The organism is Lacticaseibacillus absianus, from assembly GCF_013407595.1.
Lineage (GTDB): Bacteria > Bacillota > Bacilli > Lactobacillales > Lactobacillaceae > Lacticaseibacillus > Lacticaseibacillus absianus.
This window is the reverse complement of sequence record NZ_JABEKX010000001.1, coordinates 618,286-637,263: the sequence shown is the minus strand read 5'-3', so window position 1 is coordinate 637,263 and position 18,978 is coordinate 618,286. Positions and strand designations below refer to the sequence as shown.

Sequence of the window (18,978 nt, the reverse complement as noted above, 5' to 3'; positions counted from 1 at the left end):
TGCTAGCCGGCCCGCTAAGTGCGGCCTCGCTTTGCTCTGGTCTCGTCGAGCGACGCAAGGCCAACGCGGGCGCGTATAGCCGCACCCATCACATCGCGCCCAAGTGCGGGGCGCAACGCGCTGGCCGGTGCTAGCCGGCCCGCTAAGTGCGGCCTCGCTTTGCTCTGGTCTCGTCGAGCGACACGCTGGCAACGGGCAGGCAGCTTGTCACGCCCAGCGCGTCGCCCTAAGTGTGCCACCGTTTCGCTCTGGTCTCGTCGAGCGACGCAAGGCCAACGCGGGCGCGTATAGCCACGCCCATCACATCGCGCCCAAGTGCGGGGCGCAACGCGCTGGCCGATGCTATCCGTCCCGCTAAGTGCGGCCTTGTGTCGCTCTGGTCACCAAAAAGCCCGCCGGAGCGGCGGGCGCGGTGTTCAGTGTTTGGCGGCCAGCAGGTCGCGGATCTCGGTGAGCAGCTGTTCTTCTTTGGTCGGGCCAGCAGGTTCGACGGGTTCAGCGGCCTTGGGTGGCAGCAGGCGGTTGACCGTCCGGATCAAGAGGAACACGACGAAGGCGACGATCAGGAAATTGATCACGTCGTTCAGGAAGGCGCCGTACGTGAATTTCGCGCCCATCACCGTCACGGACATGGAGGTCAGGTTCGTGCTCCGGGTGAACAGCCCGATGATCGGGTTGATCAGATTCGTGGTCAAGGACGTGACCAACCCGGTGAACGCGCCCCCGATGATGACACCGACGGCCAGATCCAGCACGTTGCCGCGCATAATGAATTGCTTGAATTCTTTGAACAAGATATTCCCTCCTTATGGTTTTGATTTCATTATACCTGATTTTGCGCGAGTACTGGGGCTTTTTGCCTCGCCACACAGGTGACCAAAAACGACCGCGTCCCCCAAAGGGCGCGGCCGTGGCCTGAGCTGATTACTTGGTGAAGCGGTTCTCGAACAACGGGGAAACCGGCTTGTTCTCTTGGATGCGGGTGATCGCGCGACCCATCAGCGGGCCGACGGAGACGATCACGAGCTTGTCCATCTTCTTGTCTTCCGGCAGGTTGATGGAGTCGGTCACAACGACCTGGGAGATCACGGAGTTGGTCAGGCGCTCGGTGGCCGGACCAGAGAAGATCGCGTGCGTCGCCGCCACGAGCACTTCGGTCGCCCCGGCATCCTTCAGGGCCTGCGCCGCCAGGGTGATGGTCCCTGCGGTGTCGATCATGTCGTCGATGATGATGCAGCGCTTGCCATCGACTTTACCCACGATATTCATCACTTCCGCAACGTTCGGCCGCGGCCGGCGCTTGTCGATGATCGCGATCGGCGCCTTGAGGAATTCTGCCAGCTTGCGCGCCCGGGTCACGCCACCGTGGTCAGGCGACACGACGACCGTGTCCTCGTTGGCGTAGCCGTTGCGGATGAAGTAGTCTGCCAGCAGCGGCGCGCCCATCAGGTGGTCGACCGGGATATCGAAGAAGCCTTGGATCTGCGCGGCGTGCAGGTCCAGCGCGAGCACGCGGTTGGCGCCGGCGCGCTCGAGCATGTTCGCGACCAGCTTGGCCGTGATCGGTTCACGGGAACGCGCCTTGCGGTCCTGCCGCGCGTAGCCGTAGTACGGGATGACCACGCTGATCGTGTGTGCGGAGGCCCGCTTCAGCGCGTCGATCATGATCAGCAGCTCCATCAGGTTGTCGTTGACCGGCGCCGAGGTGGACTGGATCAGGTAGATATCATCACCACGAATACTTTCTTCGATGTTGATCTGAATTTCGCCGTCGCTAAACCGGTTCACCGATGACTTCCCGAGTTCGACGCCAACTTCCGCGGCGATCTTTTCCGCCAGTGGTTTGTTCGAGTTCAAGGCAAAAATCTTCAACTTTGGGTCAGAGTAAGGCATGGTTTCCTCCATGATATTAAGTTTGCGTTCCATCAAAAACTGGCGGAAAACGGCCACCAAGCAAGCGTTGGCCCCCGTTTTCAAGCACTCATAGCCCCATTATAACAAAAATTTCGCAATTACGCGGCCATTTGCCCCGATTCCCTTACAAATCTGACCGCTCCCGCTAGGCCAACCTTCGAGCGGACCACGCCACCGGGTCGATCGCGGCGCTGGCCGCGAATTTTCAGAAAAATAACCCACGACGCGGCCGGCGGTCTGCCCGCTAGCCAGTGCCCACGCGCCAAAAAGCGGCCCGCCGGCGACCCGCGTTCGGGTCACGACAGGCCGCCTTGAGCCGCTGAGCTGACGCTGCTTCAGCCCACAGTCTGGTCAGCACTCACTGATTCCATTCCGAATCGGTCGCCAGCGCGGTGCGATCCCAGAAGTCCGCCTTGTTGCTCTGACGCGCCCGTGCGATGCCCATCGCGTGGAACGGCACATCGTCCGTGATCGTCGAGCCCGCCGCCACGAAGCTGTGGTCGCTGATCTCGACCGGTCCGATGAGGTTGGCGTTGGAGCCGATGAAGCTGTGGTCCCCCACGTTGGTGTGCCACTTGTTGACCCCGTCGTAGTTGACGAAGACGACCCCACAGCCGACGTTGATGTCGGTGCCGAGCGTCGCGTCGCCGACGTAGGTCAGGTGGCCGACCTTGGTGCGCGCCCCGATCGTCGCCTTCTTGATCTCGACGAAGTTCCCGAGGTGAGCGCCTTCGCCGATGTCGCTTTGCGGGCGCAGGTGGGAATTCGGGCCGATGTCAGACCCCGCGCGCATGATCGAATCCTCGATGGTCGAGCTGGTCACGGTCACGTGGTCTTCCAGCGTTGCGTTGACCAGCGCGGAGTGGGCCCCGATGACACAGTCACTGCCGATCACCGTGTGGCCCTTCAAGGTCACGCCGGGCTCGATCACCGTGTCCGCCCCGATCTGCACGTCGCGGTCGATGTAGGTCGCGACCGGGTCGATCAGGGTCACGCCGTTTTGCATATGCTGGCGGTTGATGCGCGCCTGCATCACCTTGGTCGCCGCCGCCAGTGCCACGCGGTCGTTGACCCCCATGGACTCGTCAAAATCGCTCATCTTATAGGCCGCGACGATCGCGCCCGCCTTCTTCAGGATCTCGATCACGTCGGTCAGGTAGTATTCCCCTTGTGCATTATCGTTGGTCACCTGGTGCAGCGCCTTGAACAACGCCTGGTTGTCGAAGCAGTAGACGCCGGTGTTGACCTCGTCCACTTCAGCTTCCTTGGCGGTCGCGTCTTTTTGCTCCACGATCTTCTGCACCGTGCCGATCTCGCTGCGGATGATCCGCCCGTAGCCGGTCGGGTCCGGGGCCTTGGCGGTCAGGATCGTGGCCGCCGCGCCCTTATCCTTGTGGTAGGCGAACAGCTTCTCGAACGTCGCCGCCGTCAGCAGCGGCGTGTCCCCGTTGGCGATCAGCGTCATACCGTCCTTATCGCCCAGCAGCGGTTCGGCCTGCAGCACCGCGTGCCCAGTCCCCAGCTGCGTCTCTTGGACGACATAGGCACTGCGCTCGCCCAGGGTCTCCTCGACCGCTTCGGCGCCGTGTCCGACCACCGTGACCACCTCATCCGGGGCGGTCTTCTCGACCTCGGTCAGGACATGATCGACCATCGGCTTGCCGCACACCGGGTGCAACACCTTGTACAGTTTCGACTTCATGCGCGTCCCCTTGCCCGCCGCAAGGATGATCGTGTATTTTCCAGACATGATATGATTGCTCCCATCTTGTAGTCGCGCGCTTAGGCGCAGTGTGATGTACTCAATTATCATAAGCTAGCCGCCCGCTAAGCGCAATCAGGTAGGCCAATATCTTAACCAAAGCGAAAAAGACGCGCATTGCGCGTCTTTGATCGGCTAGACCTTGTGTTCGACCGTGCTGACCTGCTTCGTCTTGGCCCAGACGTCGTAGAAATACCGGTTGTCGCGCGTGATGAGCTCCCAGAGGAAGTTGACCACCAAGAAGCCGGTGATGACGCCAAAAATGCCCAGCAGGATGAAGTTGATGTCGGTCCGGTGGAACTTCGAGAAGACTTCGATGAAGAACGTGTTGAACGCCCCCAGGCTGTGCAGCGCCACGCCGTACAGCAGGACTTCGCGCCAGACCAGGCGCCAGAACGTGACCGGCGTCCCGTCCTCGTTAACGATCTTGATCTTCACCAACGCCTTACCCGGGGTCTGCCCGCGCGTCAGCACTGGGAACAAGATGAACACGATCAGCATCGGGCCGATGCTCGCCAGCTGCACGTTATCCAGCAGGCGGTCGCCGCCCAGCAGGTGGACCAGCAGGCTGAACAGGGTGGTGATCACCCCGACGACGACCACGTTGTCGATCACGAAGGCGACGAAGCGGCGCATCAGCGTCACGTGAGTCCCTTTCGCATAGCTCGCGGCGTCCATCTCATCACGTGACGGGAAGACGCGCATCAGCGTCGGCGCCAGCAGCCCCCCGATCAGGCCACCGGTCGTGTTCAAGATCAGGTCATCGACGTCGAACAGCCGGTAAGGCCGCGGGTAGTAGCCGTAGAGCCCGGACAGCTGCGTCAGCTCGAAGAACAGCGACAGCGCGAAGCTCATCAGCGCGACCTGCCACAGCGGGCGCTTGAAGTAATAGCGCAGGTACACGCCGAACGGGATCGTCAGCACCACGTTGAACGCCGGCTGAATGAACCCGGGTTGGCGCAGCGCCGCCAGCCACGTGTGCGGCGCCAGCGGATCGAACACCGTGGTCGCCAAGAACTGGCGCAGCGCGGTGAACGGGATCAGGTTGTATCGCTGCGTCGTCAGCTTGGCGACGCTGGCCACGCTCGGCAGTGGCAGGATGATCAGGAAATACGCGCTGATCAGATAGAAGACGAACGTGTACAGCACGACTGCCCGCCAGAAGACGAAGCTCCCGTAGCGCCGGTACTGCCCGATCATGAATGGCAGCGCAAGCGCCAAGGCGAGGAACGGAAAAATGATCACCGCCATCTTCACTGGGTAGAGGTAGGCACTCATTCACCCAGCTCCTTGAAGCGCTGCACGTTTTTGGCCAAGTAATTGCCCGCCACGGCGTGCAGGGTGTTGGCCTTCGTGTCGACCTCGTCGACGCGGATCAGGCTCGTGTAGTCCGTCACCATGCGGTCGCCGGAGAAGTTGCCTTCCGCAAACACCGAGATGCCGACCAGGCTCGCGTCGAACTCGGTGATCAGGCTGCGCATCCCGTTGACGGTGCCGCCGCCCTTCATGAAGTCATCCACGATCAGCACCCGTGAACCGGCCGGCAGGCTGCGCTTGGACAGCTCCATCTTCTCGATCCGAGCGGAGCTCGCCGAGACGTAGTTGACGCTGACGGTGGAGCCTTCCGTGATCTTGGAATCGCGCCGCACGATCACGAACGGCACGTTCAGGTACTGGCTGACGCTCTGGGCGATCGGGATCCCCTTGGTCGCCACAGTCATCACAGCGTCCACATGGGCGTCGAGGTACTGGGTGGCGATCAACCGGCCGATCTGCCGCAAGACCTCAGGGGTGCCGAGCAAGTCGGACAGGTAGACATACCCCCCTGGCAGCAGGCGATCGGTCTCCGACAGGCGGTGCGCCATCTCGGTGATGAAGCCCGTCGCCTCCTGTTCCCCGATGATCGGGATGTAGCGCACCCCACCAGCGGCCCCGGGCACCGTCTCAAGGATCCCCGTCTGCCGCTGCGCGAACGTGCGGCGCACGATCGCGAGGTCCTCCGAGATCGAGGACTTGGCGGATTCGTAGCGCTTCGAGAAAAACGTCAGTGGCACCAGCGTGTGGGGCCGTTCCAACAGGTACCGCGTCATATCGATCAAGCGGTCACTTCGCCGTACTTTCATATTATGTTCTCCTAACTCCGAATATTTGGATTATCGCGCAGTCTAACGCTGCAATCTCCAATATTATATGGGATTGTTCCTGAAATTCCTAGATAAAAAGGCAAAAAAACAGGGAACGTTCGGCGAAAATGCATTTTTCGCGTCATTTCCCGCTGCCGTGCACACAAGTTTAGTAGCTTAACACACTTCACGCCCCGCCACAAGCTGTCGCGACGCCGTCCCTTTGGCGAGTCAGTGGCCCGACCTGTCGTTTTTGGCGTGCCCAGACACACCAAAGCCGCCCCAGGGAAGCCCCCAGCGCGCCTTTGGCTGACGTGACCCGCCGTTGCCAGGCGGAGCCGCAGGGCCGCAGCGGCTTGACGCCGCGTGGGCCTTGCGTGGCCGGTGCGTCAGCACACCGGCCGGACTTGATTAGATGCCTGCCGGAGCAGGGGCAACCCGACGGTTCGCACGATCGATTCATCCACATACCACTGGCCTTTGCGTCCGTCAGTACGCGACGCTTCACTGCATATGCTCTGTGGGGGTTACTAGGCGAAAGCCTTGGATGATTTCACCAAGCCTGAAGGTCACCGGTGCCGGCAGCTGTCCGACATCACCTTAGACTCGAGCTCGACGTTACTGTAGCACGCCGTTGATTTTTTGGCAAGCGGTTACACTCGCGCGTAATCATACGGGGTGTCGCCGGCACACGAGGGGCCTCACAGGCACCGCGCGCCAGCTTAGCCCATCTGCGCGACCACATGCAGATGGCTCACCTGGTACAGCTCCACCCCAAGGCCACAGCCGAACAATGCGAGCGCGACCCCGAAGCTAGCCCACAGGGTCAGGCCCAGCCCGAGCGCGAGCATCGCCAGCGCCCCACCGACCGCCCAGGCCAGCACCCACGGCACCGCCAGACGTCTAAACTTAACGGCTAGGCCCCCATTGGCCACCACAAACACGCCGACCAGGCCGCCTGCGATCCGCTGCGCCACGGGGGCCGTTATCGGAATATCCGGCAACCAGAACACGCCGACATACACCGCGATCACGACCACGAGCCCAAGGGCGAAGCGCCACACCGTTCGGCGCTTCAGGCGGTTAAAGTCCAGGCCCCGAAACAGTGGCGCGACCAGCATGAACAGGACCAAAAAAATAAACCAGCTCGCCGCATCCATCAGATCGAACGCCTCACCCAGCCCGAGGGTCAAGACCACCCCACCGAGCGATAATAAGCCCATGCCATTGACCCCCGGCCACAGCCGCATCAACCACTGCGCCGGGGCGGCCGCAGGCAACTCTCGCACGATCTCATCCGCCGCCGTTTGCGGATCAGTGCCAAAGTAGGCCTTCGCTGCAATGCCTTCCGCTTGCGCCGTCACCAAGTCGATGAGGATGTCTTGGATGGCGTCTTCGATCGCCTCACGATCCTTATGCCAGTGCGCGCGAATATAGGTGACCAGCGTCTGTGCGTACATGCGATCGAGCCCATGGAGTGCCTCGACCCGCCGATCGTTCGACTTGACTAGATCCAACTGTTTGTTCATCTCACTACTCCTGCTCTTTTTGAATCAAGGCGGTCATTGCGCCCACCAACTGTTGCCACTCCGGTAAAAACGTCGCCACTTGCGCACGCCCCGCCGCGGTGATCTGGTAGTACTTGCGATCCGGCCCCGTCGTTGAAGCGTGGCGCGCGGCGGTGATCAGCCCGTTGCGCTGCAGTTTGAGCAACAGCGGATACACGGTCCCTTCCGGAATCGGCCCGAACCCGTCTGTGGCCAGCTGCTGCATCAGCGCGTAGCCATAGGTCTCCCCTTGCGCGATCATCATCAAAATAGCGTGTTCGAGCACCCCTTTGAGCAACTGCGACGAAATCTTGGTCATGGTGTCCTCCTCTTCGCTACTTTGCAAGACAAAGTATATGACGACCACTGTGCCTTGTAAAGCAAAGTATAAAAAAACCAGCCCAGCTTGTGCTGAACTGGTCTCACATTCGGTCCGTTACTCGGGGCACGCGCGCCAAAAGCTGGTCCTTCCAGCGCCGCGCTCGGGCGCCTTGCATTCCCCACGAGCGTGTCCCTCTCGGTCAGTACGGGTTGTCACGCTGCTGAAGCGGCTGGTAATCGCCGTACTCGACTTGGATCGTCACATGCGCGATCTCGAACGTATGGCGCAACTTGTGACTCAACTGCTCGAGGAACTGATCGTTGTCGCTGCTGACATTGCGCGTCACGTGCACCGTCAGCGCCACGTCGGTCGTGCTCAGCGCCCAGATGTGCAGATCGTGGCACGCGGTCACCGTCGGGAACGCCTCGATCAGTGCGCGCACCGCGGCGGTGTCGATCGCCTTGGGCACGGCGGCCATCGCGAGGTTCACGGCGTCGCGCAACAGGCCCCAGGTGCTGATCAGGACCAGCACAGCGACCAAGATCGACACCAGCGGATCGAGCCACGCCCACCCGGTCAACAGCGTCAGGCCCCCGGCCAAGACGACCCCGAGCGACACACCGGCATCCGCGGCCATATGTAAGAACGCCCCACGGATGTTCAAGTCGTGCTGCTGGCCGCTGTGGAACAAGAGCGCCGTCGCCCCATTGACCAAGATCCCGACCCCAGCAACGAGCATCACGACGCCCCCGGCCACTGGCTGGGCGTGGCCGAAGCGCTGGACCGCTTCGACGATGATCGCGCCCATCGCGACCAGCAGGAAGACGGCGTTGACCAGCGCTGCAAGGATCGACGAGCTCTTGTACCCATACGTGCGCCGGATCGTCGGCTGGCGACACGACAGCCAGTCCGCGAACCACGCGATCCCCAGCCCGAGCACGTCGCTCAGGTTGTGCATCGCATCGGCAACCAGTGCGATGGAGCCGACCATCAAGCCAAAAGTGACCTCTGCAACGATGTAGACGGCGTTGAGGATGATCCCCCAACGAAATGCTTGATTTGGCTTCGGTTGTTTCAATTCCTACACCTCTTTCTATCCCCTCATTGTGGCGACCGGCTCGGCCAAAGTCAACCGTCTCCGCCTTGGGCCCGAGGTTTGGCGCACGGATCGTGCTAGACTAAAGGGGTCACACGATCACCGTCCGCTGGGGAGCGGACGGGTTTTGGAGGAGGAGAATCATGCGTCAAGATGAACAACGCGCCGTTGACTGGCTCCAGACTTTCGACGAAACCCTGGCCGCCGAGCTCGGTGAGGACCCGCAAGCCGCCCGGCTGCTGGCACAGGTCCACGCCACCGCGGTGACGCTGAGCGCCGATCGCTACTCGGGCTTCATGTTCCAAACCACGCTCGGCGACTGCTTCACCGCGATCACCCGGATCATCGCGTTCGATGGGGTGACCCTGGGGCCGGCCGGCGCCCGACTCTGGCGGTATCACCCGCTCGCACAAGGGCAGCGCTGGATGATGACGGATCCGGACGGCCGTTACATGGCGGCCGCCCCCGATCCGCGACCGAAGCGGCACTTCTGGACCCGGCGCAAATACAGCTGAAGACACAGGCACCAAGCCATCATTAGCGGCTCGCGGCAGCCACCCACCGATCTCAAACCAGGCCGAACCATCAAGCGGCGCCGGTGCTTCCTTCCGGCTTTGCCGGACGCCGCAGTGAAACCCTTGCTTCCGTCCCGCTTTGCCGGACGCCGCAGTGAAGCCCTTGCTGCCGTCCCGCTGTGCCGGACGCCGCAGTGAAGCCCTTGCTGCCGTCCGGCGCTACCGAACGCCGCAGCGAGGCATTCTAACGCCGGTCTGCTCGTCACTCACGGCGAGCAACGCACGCTGAATCAGCACGGCCCCCAGTCAGACCCGCACACTTGGGTTAGACTGGGGGCCGTGCTGATTCGTCAGGCGAGACCCAGTTGGGGTCTCCACCTCGTGCCTGCGGGCCGATCAGCCGAGCGGGCGGACCAAGTACACCTCACGGCAGAAGCCCTTCATGCTGTTATAGACCCGTTGCGCACGGGAGGCTTTTTCACACAAGCCGAACACCGTCGGGCCGCTGCCAGACATCTGCGCCACCCGCGCACCGTACTTCACGAGGCGCGTCTTGAGCGCAGTGATCTCCGGGTAGCGGCTAGCCGTCAGCTGTTCCAAGCTGTTCGACATCCCCTGTGCCATCAAGCCAAAATCCCGCGATGCGATCCCCATCAGCACCGCGTCCGTGTCCGGGCGCGGCATCGGTTGCGCGTAATCGATCGCGTTGAGGATGCTCGGCGTCGACACGGACACACGCGGCTTCGCCAACACCACCCAGAAGCTCGGTAGCGCGCCGAGTGGCTGAACGATCTCACCGCGGCCAGTCACCAGCGCTGTCTGTGAATACACGCAGTACGGGACATCCGAGTCCACCGTCAGGCCGATCTCCGCCAGCAGTGCATTGCTGTACCCCAGCTGCCACAGTTGGTTCAGCCCACGCAACACGGCGGCGGCGTCCGATGAGCCCCCACCGAGCCCCGCTGCCACCGGGATGTGCTTCTCGATGTGGATCCGCGCGCCTTGACGGACGCCAGCGTGTGCTGCCAGTGCCAGCGCCGCCTGATAGGCGAGGTTACGCGGGTCTTCGGGCAGGAAGCCACTATCCGTCGTCACCTGGATCGTCGCCGCCGGCCGGATGTGCACGTAATCCGCTAGGTCGACCGACGTCATCACCATTTTCCACTCGTGTTCGCCGTCTTGGTGGCGGTACAGGGCGTCTAAACTGAGGTTGATCTTGGCCGGGGCTTTCTGGACGATTTCCATAAGTACCACCAGTCTCTTGTTTTCTTATTAGTATACTGGTTTCGCAAGCAAATTACACGCGTTCCTCGTGCGGGTTGGAAAAACCGCGCGCGAACGTGCCGCGGGCGGGATCGGTGCGCCCTGCTTGACAGCCGCGAGCACTCAGTGTATATTATAGCCATCCAAGGAGATGGTTATAATGCGTGATACCCAAACTGAAAAATTGACGTTCAACTTTACGTCCGCCGACCTTGCCGCGATCGACCTGCTTGTCGCCAACGGCTTCTACCGCAACCGTACCGACTTCGTCCTCCAGGCGGTGCACAGCAAGCTCGACGCCAGCCAAGATTACCTCACCCCGCTGCTCGCCAAAGAGCAAACCGATGACTTCACGCTCGGGCTGATGGTCCTGACCACCAAGACCCTGCAGGCGCTGCACGCCGCCAACAAGGTGCAGACGATCAAGGTCTACGGCATGCTGATCATCGAGCAGGACGTGCCACTCGACCTGCTACAGGCGACCGTGGCGACCATCAAGGTCTACGGCGTCTGCTCGGCGTCGCGGCCGATCAAGGCAGCCTACGGGTTATGAGCATTCGGCGACACCAGACGGACGCATGCTTAAGGCGATCAGGCCGTGCCACCACAGCCAAAAAGCCCGATCAGCCTGTGATCGCGCCGTAACGGGCGGCCAACCCGAATCAGATGTACTAAAAAAACCGGCCAACAGCCGGTTTTTTAAGACGCTTTTTCTTCGCCATCAAATGTGATCTGGATCGATTTGGTGAGGAGGTCGGCATAACTGTAAGACACCCGCTCGAACGCATTCTCGTCTTGATCGAGATCAACGACGAAGATCGCGGGGTACGTTTCCTTGAGCGTTCCCTTGCGGCGGGTCACTTTCTTGCGACCAGCCTGAGCGACAACGGTTAGATTTTCCCCGATCTTAGAATCGAGTTGTTGCTTGATGCTTGCGATTGTAATTGGCATGCACTTCACCCCTTGGCGCCTATCATAGCACGAACGCAAGAAATTTGCAATTATACCATTACAATCAAGATCCCGCAACTGTTGACCGCGCGCCAGCCCTGATTTTTTAGCGTTCTCTCATGGATGTGGCGTGCCTAGCGCGCCGGTGCCGCCAGGGCTTCCGCCAGTGCCGCGAATTGGCTGATGGTCAGCTGCTCGGCCCGCGCACTCGGCGCCACGCCGACCTGCGCCAAGGCAGTGGTCAGGCGGGCCTTGGTCGCCTCATCCTTCCCGTAGAGGTTGATCAGGTTGTTCCACAGCGTCTTGCGCCGCGCGACGAAGCTCCCGCGGACCAGCTTGTCGAACGCGGCTTGGTCGCGGACCGTGACCAGCGGCTCGGCCCGGCGCGTCAGGGTGACGATCGCAGAGTCAACGTTGGGGGCCGGGACGAAGGCGGTGCGGCTGACCGTGAAGGCGACGGCGACATCCATGTGCTGCTGCACGCCGATGGAGAGGCTACCGTAGTCCTTACTGTTCGGCTGGGCCGTCAAGCGCGCGGCCACCTCTTTTTGCATCATCACGGTGATGCTGGCGAAAGCGATCGGCGTGTCGATCAGGTGCATCAGGATTGGCGTTGTGATGTAGTACGGCAGGTTGGCAACGACCTTGATCGCGTGCTGGCCGTCGAAGTGCGTCGCGATCAACGTGGCGAGGTCGGCCTTCAGCACGTCACCTTCCACCACGGTCGTGTTCGGGTACGGTGCCAGCGTCTCGGCCAGGACCGGCAGCAGGCGGGGGTCGACTTCAAGCGCCAGGACCTGGTGGGCAGCGGTGGCAAGAAACTCGGTCAACGCGCCGATCCCCGGACCGATCTCGATCACATCATCGGCGGCGGTCACGGCCCCTGCCGCGACGATGTTGGCGAGGATCTTGGGGTTGGTCAGGAAGTTCTGCCCCAGGCTCTTCTTGAAGCGAAACCCGTGGCGACGCAGGATCTCGTTGGTGCGACTCGGGGTCGCGATGTGTTCAGGCATGTGGCGTCTCCTCTTCTAATTGGCGCAGCGCGGCTGCGAATTGCGCTTCGGTGATCTGAAACTGGGCCAGACGTTTTTGCAGTTGCTTGCCGTTAGTGTACCCGATGTGAAGCAGCTCCCCGAGCCGCTCACGCCGCGCACGGGCGTTGGCCCCGCCCAGAAGCCCCGCCGTGAGCAGGTCCTCACGCGGGATCAGCGGCGTGGCGTAGACCTGCTCTGTGACGAGGTGCGCGAGCGCCTGGCGCAAGGCAGTCGGGCTGGCGTGCTCGACGCCCAGCGAGCCCTGCCCGTCCGGCACCGCCGCCGCGCGAGGCAAAAAGGCGTGCGTCACGCCGGGCACTGCGCGACTGATCGTCTTGCGGATCTTTTCACCCGGAAAATCCGGGTCCGTCAGCACGATCACGCCGCGCGCCGCCTGCGCCCGCCGGATCAGCGCCAGCGTGGCGTCATCGATGGCGCTGCCGCGGGTCTCGATCGTGTCGATCGGGCCGAACGCCTCGAACAGGCGCTTGGTGTCATCGCGGCCCTCGACCACGATCACTTGCTTGAATGCTGTCATGTTCATCCTTTCAGTCGCCCAACCCGAACAGCCGGTGGGCGTTGGCGCGCGTCGTCGCCGCGATCGCTTCCGGCGTCGCGTCTCGCCACTGGGCGACCGCGTCCACCACGTACCGGGTGTACCCCGGCTGGTTCGGCTTGCCGCGATAGGGCACCGGTGTCAGGTACGGCGCATCCGTCTCGACCAGCAGGCGCTCCGCTGGGACGACCCGCACGGACTCGTGCTCCGCCGGCGCGTTCTTGAAGCTGACGATGCCAGAATAGGAGATGTACATCCCCAGATCCAGGTACCGCCGAGCGTCTTCGGCGTCGCCGGTGAAACTGTGCATCACCCCGCCGAAGTCCTCCAGGTGAGCCGCCTTCAGGATCGCATAGGTATCCGCCCACGCATCGCGGGTATGGATCGACACTGGGATGTGCAAGTCGCGCGCGATCGCCAGCTGTCGGCGAAAAACCTCGCGCTGGCGGTCACGCGGGCTGGTGTCCCAGTGATAGTCCAGGCCGATCTCCCCGAGCGCAACGGTCTTGGGCGCCGCCAGCTGCGCCAAGAGCGTCGCCTCGGCCGCCGGCGTGTAGTCCTTGCTCGACTCGGGGTGCCAGCCGACGATCGCGTACAGGCCGGCGAAGTCCGCGGCCAGCGCCATCGCCCCGGCGTTCAGCGCGGTGTCAGAGCCGACGATTGCCATCTCGGTAACGCCCAGAGCCTGCGCCTGCTGGACGTACTCGGCGACGTGACCGGCGTAAGGGGTATCGTTCAGGTGCGTGTGAGAATCAAAAATTTGCATCGGTTTGCCTCGGTTCGTCTTTGTCCCGTCTATTATACACTACTCGGCACGCGGCTCGAAAAATCTCCCGCACCCACACGATTTTCTGCTATAATCATAAGCGAATTCGTTAGGAGGAATATAGATGGCCACCATCGACTTGATCGTGCGCACGTATACCGACCTGGACCACCGCCGGGTCGTCGAGGTCGTGTTCGCCAGCGCCGATCACGCCGCTGCGCAAGCGCAGCTCAAGCAACTCAAGCAGGAGGCGCCTGCCAAAGTCCACCTGCTGCTCTACACCGTGCCGCTCGACACCGACCTGACCCAGCTCGCCAGCTACCCCGTCATTGAAGGCAGCCTCGACCGGCTTGGCTAATCCGCGGGCCGCACTCGCCCCCGGAATGACCGCCAAGGCAAGGCCAACGTCATCGCATGACGGGGCGTTCCCGGGCGGCCCCAAGCACAACTCGTTCAGACTCAAACAGCGACCGCCCTGCGGACCCCAAATTCGGGTTAGCAAGGGCGGTCGCTGTTTGTCTAGGCGCAATTAGTTCAGCCGCGTGACGGGCCAACGGCCGGGTGACGCGAACGGCTTTGGGCCCGCCCCATGGGCGCGCGGGTTAACGCAGGGTCTCCCCGAGCGTCTTGAACCACAAGGCGCTTTTTTTGATCTCACGCGCTTGGGTCTCGAAGTTCACGTAGAAGAGCCCGTAGCGCTTGTTGTACCCGTTCGCCCAGGAGAACTGATCCTGCAGCGACCAGACGAAGTAGCCCTGCACATCGACACCTTCTGCGCGCGCTTGGAGCACCGCGGCAACGTGCTGATCGATGAAGTCGATGCGCTTGTCGTCGTTGATCAGCTGCCCGACCCCAGCGTACTGGTCCTTGTCGCCCATCCCGTTTTCGGTGATGTAGATGGTCTTGCAGGTCGGATAGTCGTGGGCGACACGCTTGAGCATGTCGTACAGCCCCTCGGGGTAGATGTTCCAGTCCCAGTCGGTCTGCGCGATGCCAGGCTTTTTGACATGCTGACCGACCCCTTTGAACTTGAAGTCGCTTGTGCCCTTGTCCCCGGTCCCGTTGAAGGTGTTGGTGCTTTCGCCGGCGTACGCCGCCACGAAGGATGGCTGGTAGTAGTTCAGGCCGAAGTAGTCGTTCTGTCCGGCGGCTTCCTTCAGGATCGCCATGTCGCCGGGTTCGATCGTCAGCGTCGCATCGTTGGCAGCCAGCAACTCGTCGATCAGCGCCATGGTCTCCGGCGTGTACGTGCCCTTGAAGGTGCCGTCGAGCAAGAAGCGGTTCATGAAGGCATCTTCCAGCGCCGCGGCGTGTCGGTTGGCCGCGTTATCTGGGTACGGGTAGACCGGCTGTAAGACGTGGATCAGCCCGATGCGCCCCGTGTAACCCGCATGCTTGTAGAGATTGACCACCCGTGCGTGCGCCAGCAGTTCATTGTGCTGCGCTTGGATCGCGCTGGTCACATCGAAGCGGTGCGACGGCGGGAAGTTGCCCTGGATGTATTGGGAAAAAGCCAGCGAGATCAGCTCGTTGATGGTGAACCAGTTCTGGACCTCGCTGAATTCTTTGAAGCAAAACGCGGCGTAGTCGACGAACGCATCGATGGTCTTGCGATTCAGCCAGTCCCCTGCGTCAAACAAGGTCTTCGGCGAATCAAAGTGGTGCAAGGAGACGTAAGGCGTGATGCCGTTGACCTCACACGCCGCGAACAGCCGGTGGTAATACGCCACCCCGGCGGCATTGGGCGTGCCGGTGCCGGTCGGGAACAGCCGCGTCCACGCGATCGACACACGGATCGCGTTGAGCCCGTACAGCTTGGCGAGCGCCAAGTCTTCCGGATACAAGTGGTAGAAGTCGCTGGCGGGATCCGGCGAGAAGCGCCCTTGCGCCTTCAGGTAGTCATCCCACATGGTCTTGCCCTTGCCGTCGACCTGCGTGGCGCCTTCAACTTGGTAGGCCGCGGTGGCACCCCCCCAGACGAAGCCCTTGGGTAGCGCCTGCACACGATTCAGTAATGTCATGGCTGCCTCCTATTGCGCCGGGGTGAGGCCAAGCTTCGCCTCAACGGCCGCGATCCGCTCGTACTCATCGATGAAGAAGGTCACTTGGTCCTTGAGCATCATCGTAGTCATCAGCGTGTCCTGGCCGTGCACCATGATGAAGGTGACGTCCATCTGCTCGCCGCCCGCCTCCTTAGAGAGCAGCTTGGTCTGCTCGTTGTGCGCCGCCACGATCGAGTCATTGGCCGATGCGACCAGCTCGCGGGCGTGGGCAAAATCACCGGTGCGCGCCGCGTTGAGCGCGTCGATCAGGTCTGTCTTCGCGTCACCAGCGTATGCGACGATCGCAAAGCCGGTCATTGAGATTTCTTCTTTGGTAGCCATGGTTGGGTCCTCCTGTATCGATTAATCTTCGTTTTCTTGGATCAGACGTTGAATGTGGATGATGAAGTAGAGCCGCTCGTTGGCCGTCAGGGTGATGTGCAGCTGACTAGCGAGCTCAGCCGCGACCTCCCCAGCAATGGCGAAGGAGCGCGGGTACTTTTGGTGAAAATCCTGCGTGATGGCCGTGCTGATGGTCTGCTCATCCTGCGCACCGTCTTGCATCCGCTCCACTAGGTATTGCAGGTGGATCATCAGGCGGTCGAAGTAGTTCCGGTTCGCTAGCGTCCGGTGGATCTGGTGCTTAGCGAACACCGCCTGCACGACCTGGTTAACGGCCGCGACCAGCGGCGCGGTCGGGGCCGGATCCGTGTCGTCCCCCTGCGCGTTGATGAAGTGCAGGGCGAGGCTCTTGACCTCTTCCGGCGGAAAGTACACGTGCAGGTTCTGGTTGATCGACCGCCACGCGTCGCGCGCCGCCGCATACTCCACGGGGTACTGTGCCTCGATGCTCGGCACGACGCTTGGCCGGTACTGCCCCGCCATTAGCTTCTTGTACATCTGAAACACATGGTCGCCCAGCGTGACGTACAGGTAGTTCAGAAGCTTGAGGTGGTGCACCTGCTTGGCGTGGTCGATCGCATCGAACACCGCGACGACGATGTCCAGCGGCACGTCTTTGAGCAGGCTGGTGAACTGGGCTTGGATCCGGTCGTCGCCGAGGTACAGGATCTTGGTCGCGTCCTTAGACTCGATCGTGTCGCCGCGCCGTTTGCCAAACCCGATCCCCTTGCCCTGGACGACCGCTTCTTTCCCCGCACTGACCGTCACTAAGGCACTATTGTTGTTATAGATCTGGCGAATCACAAGTTGCATGGTGTCCTCCTGACTGCGCATCGTTGGGGCTGGCTCGACGGCAACAGGGGGCAGCTAGCCGCCCCCCGCCGCGTCTTCTCACCTAAGCTTCCGTCGGTCGGTTCACTTCGTCAAGGACAAACTTGACCGCACCCGCCGGATCATGCGTCAAGGCAATGTACTGCTGGCCCTTAGTGGCGACGAGCTTGATCCCGAGCTTATCGGTGTCTGACTTCAGGTCATTGTAATAGGTCCGCACTTGCGGTGCGAGCACGACTAGGTCGTAGTTCGGCAGAATATCGTGGTGCGACCCATACGCGCCGGCACTCGCCACGATCGGCTGCCCGGTCGCCTTTGCGCCTTCGACCAGGGCGTTGGCGAGCTGCTCGCTCGTTCCCCCACCGGCACACAGGACCAAAACCTTGAGCTCCTTGCTGAGCGTCTCGACAGGCGCGGCTGGTGCGGCTGGTGCGGCTGGGGCATCCACAGTCACTGGTGCGACCGGGGCGTCAGCGGCCACGGCTGCCGCCGGGGCGGCGTCGACTTGCGCCTCTTGCTCGAGCAGGCTGGCGTCATATGCCTTGATGAACGGCAGGTAGATCAGCGTGTCGACGGTCAGCAAGATCGCCATCAACAGCAGTGCGGTCCATTGGAAGTTCGTATCGAGGAAAGCCCCGATCGGCCCAGGCAGGGCCCAAGACATCACGTACATGAAGCCGCGCATGATGTGCAGGTCGATGAAGGCCTTGCCGATCACGACGTTGACCACCGGGGTGACCACGAACGGCACGAAGAAGTACGGATTCAACACGATCGGCGCCCCGAACAGCAGCGGCTCGTTGACCGCGAACATGACCGGGATGAAGGAGGCTTTGCCGATCGCCTTGAGTTGCTTAGACTTCATCAGGAACATGAAGATGAATGGTACGACGAAGGTCGCCCCGGTGCCGCCAAGCTCACCGATGAAGTTCCCGAAGTTTTCGGTCAGCGCGTGGATCGGGAAGTGGCCGCCGTTGAACAGGTCCAGGTTCGCCGTTGTGTTCCCATAGAGTGCGGAAGCCAGCGCCGGCTTCACGACGGACGGCCCATGAATCCCCAGGAACCAGAACATTGGGATCAAGAACCAGATCAGCATCATCCCCGGATAGCTCTCCGCCCCTTTGAACACCGGGCTGAGCAGTGTCGAGATCATCGCTCCGAACGGTACGTTGAGCCACAGGCGCACGAGGACGTCGATCAGCGAGAAGATCAGCGTCGCCAAGCCGAACGGGATGATGTCGCGGAAGTTCTGGGAGATCGCCCCCGGCACTTCCTTAGGCAGCTTGATCGTCAGGTCGCGGGAGACGCAGAACTTGTAGACGTGGACGGTGACGAACGCGGCAACGAAGGCCGACAGGACCCCTTGGGTGCCGAAGAACGTCGGCAAGAAATTGCCCTTGCTGGTGGTCCCGATTGCCAGCAGCATGAAGCCGACCATCGACGCCATCATCGTCGACGTGTTGTTGAGAAACTTCCCGCCGGTCATACGCTGGTTCATTGACCCCGTCAGCGCCTTGGCGGTGGTCCCGGCGACATAGAAGCCGACGAAGCCCATCGTGTAGTTGTAGATCTTGTTCGCCCACGCCGCGAGGTCCGTCGGCAGGTTCACGCCGAACAGCGGCGGAATGTTCGTTAATAGGATAAAAATACTGGAGAACAGGATGATCGGCATCGCGGCCAGGAACCCATCCTTGATCGCCATCAGGTAGATGTTCCGCGAGATTTTCTCGAAGAACGCTTGATGCTTCTCAAGCTTGTTGATGATGACTTGCATGATTGACCCTCTCTCTCATAGTGACTGACTGTGCACGCCACCGGGGTGATCGACCCTAGCGGCGCAATAATGGCACGACA

The 18,978-nt window shown here is 61.7% G+C and carries 20 protein-coding genes; 3 read left to right on the top strand and 17 right to left on the bottom strand.

Annotated features, from left to right (window positions below; translation table 11 throughout):
* Positions 1-416: 416 nt before the first annotated feature.
* From mscL to HII33_RS02530, 8 genes are all read right to left on the bottom strand, one after another.
* On the bottom strand, positions 417-794 hold the full coding sequence (gene mscL, locus HII33_RS02565; RefSeq protein WP_179394230.1) for a large-conductance mechanosensitive channel protein MscL: 378 nt from the start codon (positions 792-794) through the stop codon (positions 417-419).
* A 130-nt stretch (positions 795-924) separates the two neighbouring features.
* A complete protein-coding gene (locus HII33_RS02560; RefSeq protein WP_179394229.1) occupies positions 925-1,893 on the bottom strand; it encodes a ribose-phosphate diphosphokinase in 969 nt (322 codons plus the stop codon).
* 379 nt (positions 1,894-2,272) lie between these two features.
* Positions 2,273-3,664: a bifunctional UDP-N-acetylglucosamine diphosphorylase/glucosamine-1-phosphate N-acetyltransferase GlmU gene (glmU, locus tag HII33_RS02555; protein WP_179394228.1), complete on the bottom strand. Its 1,392-nt coding sequence runs from the start codon at positions 3,662-3,664 to the stop codon at positions 2,273-2,275.
* 147 nt (positions 3,665-3,811) lie between these two features.
* Positions 3,812-4,954 carry a VanZ family protein gene (locus HII33_RS02550; RefSeq protein ID WP_179394227.1) on the bottom strand — a complete coding sequence of 381 codons (1,143 nt, stop codon included), beginning with the start codon at positions 4,952-4,954 and terminating at the stop codon, positions 3,812-3,814.
* Positions 4,951-5,799 (bottom strand): pur operon repressor, encoded by an 849-nt coding sequence (gene purR / locus HII33_RS02545; protein WP_179394226.1) that lies wholly within the window; start codon positions 5,797-5,799, stop codon positions 4,951-4,953. Before purR ends, HII33_RS02550 begins: the two co-directional genes overlap by 4 nt.
* A 722-nt stretch (positions 5,800-6,521) precedes the next feature.
* Positions 6,522-7,328, bottom strand: a complete 807-nt coding sequence (locus tag HII33_RS02540) for a hypothetical protein (RefSeq protein ID WP_179394225.1) — start codon at positions 7,326-7,328, stop codon at positions 6,522-6,524.
* A gap of 4 nt (positions 7,329-7,332) precedes the next feature.
* Positions 7,333-7,665, bottom strand: coding sequence for a PadR family transcriptional regulator (locus tag HII33_RS02535; protein ID WP_179394224.1), 333 nt, complete (start codon positions 7,663-7,665; stop codon positions 7,333-7,335).
* Between the two features lie 202 nt (positions 7,666-7,867).
* Positions 7,868-8,746 carry a cation diffusion facilitator family transporter gene (locus HII33_RS02530; RefSeq protein ID WP_179394223.1) on the bottom strand — a complete coding sequence of 293 codons (879 nt, stop codon included), beginning with the start codon at positions 8,744-8,746 and terminating at the stop codon, positions 7,868-7,870.
* 161 nt (positions 8,747-8,907) lie between these two features.
* On the opposite strand from HII33_RS02530, the gene HII33_RS02525 reads away from it, so the two are divergent.
* A complete protein-coding gene (locus HII33_RS02525; protein ID WP_179394222.1) occupies positions 8,908-9,279 on the top strand; it encodes a hypothetical protein in 372 nt (123 codons plus the stop codon).
* A gap of 396 nt (positions 9,280-9,675) precedes the next feature.
* Here the strand turns inward: HII33_RS02525 and ispE are convergent, their stop codons facing one another.
* Positions 9,676-10,524, bottom strand: coding sequence for a 4-(cytidine 5'-diphospho)-2-C-methyl-D-erythritol kinase (gene ispE / locus HII33_RS02520; protein ID WP_179394221.1), 849 nt, complete (start codon positions 10,522-10,524; stop codon positions 9,676-9,678).
* Between the two features lie 178 nt (positions 10,525-10,702).
* Between ispE and HII33_RS02515 the strand changes: the two genes are divergently transcribed.
* Positions 10,703-11,095 (top strand): CopG family transcriptional regulator, encoded by a 393-nt coding sequence (locus HII33_RS02515; protein WP_179394220.1) that lies wholly within the window; start codon positions 10,703-10,705, stop codon positions 11,093-11,095.
* A 146-nt stretch (positions 11,096-11,241) separates the two neighbouring features.
* Here HII33_RS02515 and HII33_RS02510 read toward each other — a convergent pair whose 3' ends face one another.
* The 4 genes from HII33_RS02510 to HII33_RS02495 all read right to left on the bottom strand — a co-directional run bounded on the left by HII33_RS02510 (position 11,242) and on the right by HII33_RS02495 (position 13,849).
* Positions 11,242-11,493, bottom strand: coding sequence for a Veg family protein (locus HII33_RS02510; RefSeq protein ID WP_179394219.1), 252 nt, complete (start codon positions 11,491-11,493; stop codon positions 11,242-11,244).
* A 134-nt stretch (positions 11,494-11,627) separates the two neighbouring features.
* Positions 11,628-12,506: a 16S rRNA (adenine(1518)-N(6)/adenine(1519)-N(6))-dimethyltransferase RsmA gene (gene rsmA / locus HII33_RS02505; protein ID WP_179394218.1), complete on the bottom strand. Its 879-nt coding sequence runs from the start codon at positions 12,504-12,506 to the stop codon at positions 11,628-11,630.
* Entirely contained in the window at positions 12,499-13,065 is a 567-nt protein-coding gene (gene rnmV, locus HII33_RS02500; protein ID WP_179394217.1) for a ribonuclease M5, read from the bottom strand. The genes rsmA and rnmV overlap by 8 nt, the downstream gene beginning before the upstream one ends.
* A gap of 10 nt (positions 13,066-13,075) precedes the next feature.
* A complete protein-coding gene (locus HII33_RS02495; RefSeq protein WP_179394216.1) occupies positions 13,076-13,849 on the bottom strand; it encodes a TatD family hydrolase in 774 nt (257 codons plus the stop codon).
* A gap of 124 nt (positions 13,850-13,973) precedes the next feature.
* On the opposite strand from HII33_RS02495, the gene HII33_RS02490 reads away from it, so the two are divergent.
* The gene (locus HII33_RS02490) at positions 13,974-14,207 is read left to right on the top strand and encodes a phosphoribosylaminoimidazole carboxylase (protein WP_179394215.1); all 234 of its coding nucleotides are present in this window, start codon (positions 13,974-13,976) and stop codon (positions 14,205-14,207) included.
* Positions 14,208-14,451: 244 nt separating this feature from the next.
* On the opposite strand, the gene lacG is transcribed toward HII33_RS02490, so the two are convergent.
* From lacG to HII33_RS02470, 4 genes are all read right to left on the bottom strand, one after another.
* Positions 14,452-15,870, bottom strand: coding sequence for a 6-phospho-beta-galactosidase (gene lacG, locus HII33_RS02485; RefSeq protein WP_179394214.1), 1,419 nt, complete (start codon positions 15,868-15,870; stop codon positions 14,452-14,454).
* A 9-nt stretch (positions 15,871-15,879) separates the two neighbouring features.
* On the bottom strand, positions 15,880-16,233 hold the full coding sequence (locus HII33_RS02480) for a PTS lactose/cellobiose transporter subunit IIA (RefSeq protein ID WP_179394213.1): 354 nt from the start codon (positions 16,231-16,233) through the stop codon (positions 15,880-15,882).
* A gap of 21 nt (positions 16,234-16,254) precedes the next feature.
* Positions 16,255-17,106 (bottom strand): PRD domain-containing protein, encoded by an 852-nt coding sequence (locus HII33_RS02475; protein ID WP_179394212.1) that lies wholly within the window; start codon positions 17,104-17,106, stop codon positions 16,255-16,257.
* An 82-nt stretch (positions 17,107-17,188) separates the two neighbouring features.
* The gene (locus HII33_RS02470) at positions 17,189-18,898 is read right to left on the bottom strand and encodes a PTS lactose transporter subunit IIBC (protein WP_179394211.1); all 1,710 of its coding nucleotides are present in this window, start codon (positions 18,896-18,898) and stop codon (positions 17,189-17,191) included.
* Positions 18,899-18,978 lie beyond the last annotated feature (80 nt).